General features: G+C 48.8%; 6 protein-coding genes. 5 read left to right on the top strand and 1 reads right to left on the bottom strand.

The genetic code is table 11. The features are described from left to right. The first annotated feature begins 413 nt into the window (after positions 1-413). Complete coding sequence (locus EA392_02405; GenBank protein ID TVR41148.1) at positions 414-1,271, top strand: MBL fold metallo-hydrolase; 858 nt, start codon at positions 414-416, stop codon at positions 1,269-1,271. Between the two features lie 2 nt (positions 1,272-1,273). On the opposite strand, the gene EA392_02400 is transcribed toward EA392_02405, so the two are convergent. Beyond that, positions 1,274-1,876 (bottom strand): isoprenylcysteine carboxylmethyltransferase family protein, encoded by a 603-nt coding sequence (locus tag EA392_02400; protein ID TVR41147.1) that lies wholly within the window; start codon positions 1,874-1,876, stop codon positions 1,274-1,276. A gap of 132 nt (positions 1,877-2,008) precedes the next feature. Here EA392_02400 and recR point away from each other — a divergent pair, with 132 nt between their 5' ends. From recR to EA392_02380, 4 genes are all read left to right on the top strand, one after another. Beyond that, positions 2,009-2,629, top strand: coding sequence for a recombination protein RecR (gene recR, locus EA392_02395; GenBank protein TVR41146.1), 621 nt, complete (start codon positions 2,009-2,011; stop codon positions 2,627-2,629). Continuing rightward, the gene (locus EA392_02390) at positions 2,626-4,572 is read left to right on the top strand and encodes a glycosyltransferase (protein TVR41145.1); all 1,947 of its coding nucleotides are present in this window, start codon (positions 2,626-2,628) and stop codon (positions 4,570-4,572) included. The genes recR and EA392_02390 overlap by 4 nt, the downstream gene beginning before the upstream one ends. A 99-nt stretch (positions 4,573-4,671) precedes the next feature. Then, complete coding sequence (locus tag EA392_02385) at positions 4,672-6,051, top strand: 2-oxo acid dehydrogenase subunit E2 (GenBank protein TVR41144.1); 1,380 nt, start codon at positions 4,672-4,674, stop codon at positions 6,049-6,051. Between the two features lie 80 nt (positions 6,052-6,131). After that, a complete protein-coding gene (locus EA392_02380; GenBank protein TVR41143.1) occupies positions 6,132-8,261 on the top strand; it encodes a hypothetical protein in 2,130 nt (709 codons plus the stop codon). Positions 8,262-8,346 lie beyond the last annotated feature (85 nt).

The following is an 8,346-nucleotide window of genomic DNA, read 5'->3' as shown; positions in this document are numbered from 1 at the left end:
CCTTATTGACAACCGGTTGATTTGATTGAGCCCTCCAAAGCAAAAAAAAAAAAAACGAAATCACAAAATTATTTTCAGATGTACAGGTGCCCTTAGCTGTTCATAACATGGACTTTTGGTACTTTAAAATATTCGTTATATCGCATGAACAGTGCAAACCCGGGGTTTTCAACAATTTCTAATATTTGTTCATAAGTTTTATTTTATTTCCCGTAAATATGCTATTCAACCCTGTTTATCTGGGCTGTATAAGCCTACACAGCAGCCATGTATTTTTGCTGAAATATCCTGTTAAAATAAATTTCATTACCACTTTCCGTTATTTTCCTGTCAAATACTCCTTGAAATGCAGCCGAAATTGCCAGTTAACAGCAGTTGCCTACCTTCGCACTAAAGCAACAAACCGACGAATAATGACCATCTACCCCATAGAAACCGGCAACTTTAAACTGGACGGCGGCGCCATGTTTGGCGTGGTACCGAAAGCGCTGTGGAGCCGCACCAACCCCGCAGATGCCAACAACATGTGCACCTGGAGCATGCGCTGTATGCTGATTGAAGACGGCGACCGGCTCACTTTAATTGATTGCGGCATCGGCGACAAGCAAAGCGAAAAGTTTTTCAGCCATTTTTACCTGCATGGCGATGCCAGTCTGGATGGTTCCTTGAAAAAGCTGGGTTTTTCGCGCGATGATATCACTGATGTGTTTCTCACGCACCTGCATTTTGACCACTGCGGTGGCGCGGTGGAATGGAACGAAAAGAAAGAAGGCCTACGTCCGGTATTCAAAAACGCCACCTTCTGGAGCAATGCCCGCCACTGGCTCTGGGCCACTGAGCCCAACGCGCGGGAAAAAGCTTCATTCCTGACCGAGAATATTATTCCCCTCGAAGAAAGCGGACAACTACAATTTGTTCCGGTGAACGAAGACGATTTTCTCACCAAAACCCCACTCGGTTTCGATGTGTTTGTGGTGAATGGCCACACCGATGCGCAAATGATTCCGGTGATTGAATACAAAGGCAAGAAACTGGTGTTTATGGCCGATTTGCTGCCCAGCGTGGGGCACATTCCCCTACCCTACGTGATGGGCTACGATACCCGTCCGCTCATTACCCTCGACGAGAAAGCACGTTTTCTACAACTTGCCGCCGATGAACAGTTCGTGTTGTTTTTGGAGCACGATGCCACCAACGAGTGCTGCACTTTACAACACACCGAAAAAGGCGTTCGGCTCAATGAAACGATGTCCTTTCAGTCTGCCTTCTGAAGCTAAACAATAAACGGGATAAAGGCCTTCACCTCTTTGCGGTAACGCAGATAGTCTTCGCCAAACTCACGGATGAGCTTCTTTTCCTCAAGCGCAACGCCTACAGGCAAATAAAGCATGGTAGCCAATAACATCATGAGCGTGGCATAACTCGGTATGAGTAACACCAGGCCCAGTAAAATCATGATTACGCCAAAGTAAAACGGGTGTCTTACGTAAGCGTAGAATCCACTCCGGATAAGTCGCTTAGGCGTCTGTGAACTACTTTCAATCTCGCCGTCGAGCTGGGCCAAACCAAGAAACTCTCTGAGATTCACCGTAAAAAAGGCATGGGTAAGCACAAAAGAGCCCAGCGCAGCCAGCACAACACCCAAAAGGGTGGTCACGAGCATTCGCTCCATGAAAAAGGGTGATTCCAGCTTCCAGTGAAAATACACGATGGCCAATAACAAAACCATACTCTTTACATTGTACAGTATACGGTATAAGCGGTAACCTTGCCCCATACTCCGCTGCATTAAAGATTTCACGCTATCAGTTGCAAGCCAACTGTGCAGCGCGTAATAAGCTATCCACGACAGAAACAAAAGAAGATGTGCGAGCATAAGATGGTTTGTGCAGACAGCTTTTATACAGGCTGCGAAAGTAAACAATACGCCCGCGGTGCGAAAAAGTTCATTTTGCCGCGCATCTTCTTCACCACCATGCAAACCCTTATTTTGCCGTAATTTTGGCGCATGAAGATCAACTCAAAGCTGATTGAAGAAGCGGTAGATCAGTTTGCACTCCTGCCGGGTGTTGGGCGAAAAACAGCCCTCAGGTTTGTCTTGCACATGCTTAAAAAAGACCCGGCTGACGTGGACCGCTTTGCCCGGGCCATCACCGATCTTCGCTCGCAGATTAAATATTGCTCCTCTTGCTTCAACCTTGCCGACTCCGAAGTTTGCAACGTGTGCAGCAATCCAAACCGGCAGCCCAACCTGATTTGCGTGGTGGAGGATATTCGCGATATTATGGCCATCGAAAGCACGCAGCAATTTCAGGGGGTATATCACGTTTTGGGTGGCCTGATTTCTCCGATGGACGGTGTAGGCCCCTCCGACTTACGTATTGATGCGCTGGTAAAACGTGTGGCTGAACTCCCCGGAGCCGAAATCATCCTTGCCCTCAACACCACCATGGAGGGTGATACTACCTGCTACTTCCTTTACAAGAAGCTGAAGGAATTTTCTGTTACCCTCACCACGCTGGCCCGTGGAGTGGCCATTGGTGATGACCTGGAGTACACCGATGAAGTAACCCTCGGGCGCTCCATCCGCAATCGCACCCCCTATGAATCTACGCTGAGCGCGTCATGAAGCTATCGGTTGTTATTGTAAACTACAACGTAGCCTTCTTTCTGGAGCAATGCCTGCAGTCGGTTGCGCGCGCCATGAAAGGCCTGGAAACCGAAGTATGGGTGGTTGACAACAACTCGGTAGATGGCTCGGTAGCCATGGTGCGCGAGCGCTTTCCGTGGGTAAAACTGATTGAAAGCCGTGAAAACCTTGGTTTTTCACGCGGAAACAACCTTGCCATCCGTCAATCAACCGGGCAATATGTGCTGCTGCTGAACCCCGATACCGTGTTGGAAGAAGACACCTTTCGAAAAGTGGTTGACTTTATGGACACCCACCCTGAAGCCGGTGGATTGGGCGTGAAAATGATTGACGGCAAAGGGGCTTTTCTGCCCGAATCAAAACGCGGCTTACCTACACCGGCTGTGGCGTTTTACAAAATCTTCGGTTTGTCGGCGCTTTTTCCGCGCTCCAAAAGATTTGGCCGCTACCACCTGGGCTATCTCAGCAACGACGAAGTACACGAGATAGAGGTGCTGTCGGGTGCTTTTATGCTGATGCGCAAGGAGGCACTGGATAAAGTAGGGCTGCTCGACGAAGACTTTTTCATGTACGGCGAGGACATTGACCTGTCGTGGAGGCTCATTCTGGGAGGCTACAAAAACTACTACTTTCCGCATACGCGCATCATTCACTACAAGGGTGAGAGCACCAAAAAAAGCAGTATAAACTACGTGTTTGTGTTTTACCGCGCCATGGTGATTTTTGCACGCAAGCACTTTAGCGAACGAAATGTAAAAACCTTTTCCTTTCTCATCAACCTGGCCATATATTTCCGCGCGTCACTGGCCATTCTCAACCGGTTTGCTCAAAGGGCTGCCCTGCCTGTATTAGATGTGTTGGCCATTCTTGGTGTTCTTTTTCTCAGCAAGATGTGGTACCAACAATTGGCGCACATTGACCTCAGCGATAGCATTGTGCATATTGCCTTGCCTGCCTATGCACTTTTGCTGGTGATATCGCTGTACCTGTCCAGCGCCTACGAGCGACCGCTCAAATGGCTCAATCTGGTGAAAGGAGTGTTGGTGGGATCAGCCATTATACTCTTGGCTTACAGTTTACTTCCGGAGTCGCTTCGTTTTTCGAGGGCATTAACGGTGCTGGGGTCGCTGGCTGCTCTTCCAACCGTATTGCTGCTCCGGGGAATTTACCATATGGCCGGAATTCCAAAAAACCTGTTTGCCGCCCGGCGGGCATTGAGATGTGCTGTGGTGGGTTTGCACGATGAAGCAGAGCGCGTGAGCAATCTTTTGCAGCAAAGCGGACAGGAAACGGAACTGACGATCCATGTGCAGCCTTCCGGCGATGAACGCCCCACGACCTCAACTATATCGCTGAGCCAGCTGCACTCAGCGGTTGAAGTTCACAAGCTTCACATGGTGATATTTTGTGCCCGGGATCTGAGTGCACAAGAGATTATTTCGAATATGGCCTCACTCCACGGCGAAGAACTTGAATTTAAAATTGCACCGCCTGAAAGCCTTTACATCATTGGTAGCAAAAGTGTTGAGGGACCGGGTGAGCTTTTTGTGTTTGAGGTCAATTCCATTTCAAAAAATGCCAATCGCCGCAATAAAAGGCTTTTTGACATTGCCACATCCATTGTGCTATTGCTCCTCTCACCGCTTTTGATGTGGATACAGCACAAACCTCTGGGGTACATCAAGAACGCATGGTGGGTTTTGATTGGTAAGAAAACATGGGTTGGCTTTTACCCGCACACCCAACAAAAGCTGCCTCCATTGCGACCGGGCGTACTGTCTCCTGCGCATCACCTTCAACCCTCAGCGCGCACAAACGATACCATTGGCAGGCTCAACCTGGTGTACGCCAAGGATTACAGGATGAAAACGGACCTCAGACTGATCACCTCACATTTCCGCAAACTTGGTGGTAAAAAATAGGTTTGGTCGCCGCCTTCAGCCCCACACATAGGCTCTATGTCAACTTTGCTGTAAGCAATATTTGCCCTAATTTAGCGCGCTCTAAAAAGAACGCACAGCATGTCGAAGGAAATTGAAATTTTGCTGCCCAAAATGGGTGAAAGCGTAGCAGAAGCTACGGTCATCAAATGGCTTAAATCAGAAGGAGAAATGGTGGAGGCCGATGAACCCATCATCGAGATTGCCACTGACAAGGTTGACTCTGAAGTACCGGCCCCCGGCAGCGGAATACTCTCCAAACAACTCTGCCAGGAGGGAGATGTAGTGCAGGTGGGTGCGGTCATTGCCATGCTTGCTACCGATGCAGCCGCTGATGCTGCACCTGCCGCCCCCGAGCCTCCCCGTGAATTGCAAAGTTCGCGTGAGGCGGGCCCTTCGCCCAGCAATGGTTCTGCGGTTGCGGCAGCTCCGGCTATGGCCAGCGTTGGAGGTGGCGGAAATGTAGTACGCGCTGGCAGCACAGGCCGTTTTTACTCGCCATTGGTTCGCAACATCGCGATAGCCGAAGGCATCGGCATGGAGGAACTAGATAGCATACCCGGTACGGGAAGCGAAGGTCGCGTTACCAAAAAAGACATCATGGCCTACCTGCCCAATCGCGGAAAAGGCATTCAGGACAGCTCTGCAGCTCCGGCAAAAGTTCCGGCCACCAAAGACCCTGCGGCAGCTCCCGCCACTAAATCAAGCGGAGGTATGCGCACCATCGAGGCGCCGCCCATTTCCGTGGGTGAAGGCGACGAGATTATTGAGATGGACCGTATGCGCAAACTCATTTCCGAGCACATGGTTATGAGCAAGCACGTATCTCCGCACGTAACCTCGTTTGTTGAAGCGGATGTTACCAATCTTGTGCGCTGGAGAGACAAAATCAAGAAAGATTTCGAAAAGCGAGAAGGTGAAAAAATCACTTTCACACCGCTTTTCATTGAGGCTATCGTGAAAGCTATCAAAGACTTTCCGATGATCAACATATCATTGGATGGCGACAAAATCATCAAGCGAAAGCATATCAACGTAGGGATGGCTGCCGCACTGCCCTCCGGCAACCTCATCGTGCCGGTAATACGTGATGCCGACACCCTCAATCTGGTTGGGATTACGAAAAAAGTGAATGATCTGGCAAACCGGGCGCGCAACAATCAACTCAAACCTGATGAAATAGGATCCGGCACTTATACCATCACCAATGTTGGATCTTTTGGTAACGTAATGGGGACTCCCATTATCAACCAGCCACAAGTTGCCATCATGGCAACCGGTGCTATCAGGAAAAAACCCGCAGTAATGGAAACACCTGAGGGAGATGTAATTGCCATCCGGCATATGATGTTCTTGTCGCACTCATACGACCATCGAATTGTGGATGGAGCGCTCGGAGGCATGTTTGTTCGCAGGGTGGCTGACTACCTTGAACAATTTGATGTGAACAGAACGATTTAAGGCATCTTTGCTTGGCTGCGAAATAGTTCATACATTTAGCGCCAAAACCAACCCTTGACTCAAGAAATTTCGACCATGTCATGAAAAAAATTCTCGTTTTGTTCGCGGTGCTTTGCTCGGTTCATTCATTCGGGCAAGTAGAAGGTGCCGAGTACCGGGCAAAGTTCATTGAGGGTAATCGCTTGATGGAAGAAAAGTTATACTTCGCAGCCATCAATGTATGGAAAGAGCTTGCCGCCTATGATCAATTCAATGCCAACGTAAATTACAAACTCGGCTATTGCATTCTGGAGGCAAACACCCACCCTGAGAGGGCTCTTCCCTATCTTGAGGTGGCAGCTTCTCGTCCGGCTAACCCCAACTACGACATCTTCAACGTAAACGACAAAACCGCTCCTGTTGAGGTTTATTTCCACTACGGCCGTGCATTGCACCTCAACTACAAGCTAGATGAAGCGATTACGCAGTTTGAACGTTTCCTGAACACTGTGAACGACCGCCACCACTTGCGACACTCTGCCAAAAGGCAAATCGAAATGGTGCGAAGCGCCAAAGAAATGTTGGCCAACCCTAAAAAACTGACAATCGAAAATCTTGGGAGTGTAATCAATACAGAGTACCCTGAGTTCAGTCCTGTAGTATCTGTGGACGAAAATGCGCTGTTTTTCACTTCAAGGAGATTGCGACCGGATTCCGCCAATGAAAACCTCATTGATTTGGTAACAGGTCAGTTCTTTGAAGACATTTACGTCAGCTATAAAGATCGCGACGGAAAATGGCAGGAGCCCGAACTTCTCAATATCAACATTGACGGTCACTCGGCGTCCATTAACGTATCTGCCGACGGTCAAACCCTCTACATTTATCAAGATAAGAGTGGAGTGGGTACCCTCTTGTCGAGTCAACTCGTAGGTGAGACCTGGAGTGAGCCAGAGCCACTTCCTTCTACTATAAACTCTAATAGTTGGGAATCACACGGCGCCATTACTGCTGATGGAAACACCTTCTACTTTGTGAGCGACAGACCCGGAGGATACGGCGGCCGTGATATTTATCGGGTTGTGAAATTGCCCAACGGCAACTGGAGTAAAGCCCTCGCACTCGGCCCGACTATTAACACCCAATACGACGAAGATGCAGTATTTGTGCATCCCGACGGTCGCACCCTTTACTTTGCTTCCACCGGCCACAATAGCATGGGTGGGTTCGACGTGTTTTACTCTCAGATGGGCGAAGACGGTGAATGGGGTGCGCCTGTAAACGTTGGTTATCCTCTGAACACCGTAGATGATGACATCTTCTTTGTGACATCCGCTGACGGAAAAAGAGCCTACTACTCCTCCCGTCAGGAGGGTGGTTTCGGAGAGAAAGACATTTACATGGTTGAATTGCCCGAATCTGAACGCGCACCTTGTCTTACCGTGTTAAAAGGATTTGTTGTAACAGCAGAAGGAACGCGGGTTCCTGAAAGCACAACTATTTATGTAACCGATACCCAAACAGGCGTTACCAAGCAGTACAAGCCGCGAATGCGCGATGGCGTTTTTGTAGCCATCCTGCCCCCATGTGTTGATTACAGTGTGGATTACCGCGTAGCCGGAAAATCCATTGCCAATGAATACATTCACGTGCCCTGCGAAACCTGCTACAATGAAATCCAAAAAGAGCTTACCCTCAACCCTGTTGACCTTGAAGGGTCGGCTGTGAAAACGCTGTCACTGCGTGGAATCGCAACTACTGATGACGGTGTTGTACAAACCCGCGAAGTGGAAGGAACCAAAACTGTGGTTACCACTACTGATGGTGAGCAAACCCACGTTACCAAAGCCGAAATTGGTACGCTTGTTTTCGACAAGTACTACAAGTACAATGAGCGAATGATACCGTTGGATGAAGCACGCTTTACCATCTTTATGAACGACCTCGCTGAATTGATTAAAAAATACGGTGAGGCCACCATCAGCATTGAAGGAAGCGCATCCAGAGTACCCACTCAAACTTATCGAACCAACGAAAACCTGGCCAATAAACGTGCAGAGGATGCCAAGGAAAAAATCCTTACCGGTATCAAAAACAAAGGTCTGGATCCATCGAGAATTAAGATAGCAGACGTGAATGCCATTGTGCAGGGCCCGAGGTACGATAATGACCCTGTAACAGGTGTAACCAAGTACGAACCCTATCAGTACATCAAGATTACTGCTAAGTAATGGTTGATAAGTCCGTTTAAAAACTTGAAAAACCCTCCCCGAAAGGCGGAGGGTTTTTTTCTTACTTTTCGGTAATCAAGCACGG

The organism is Cryomorphaceae bacterium, assembly GCA_007695365.1.
Classification (GTDB): Bacteria; Bacteroidota; Bacteroidia; order Flavobacteriales_D; family SKUL01; genus SKUL01.
This window is presented reverse-complemented; position numbering and strand designations above follow the sequence as displayed.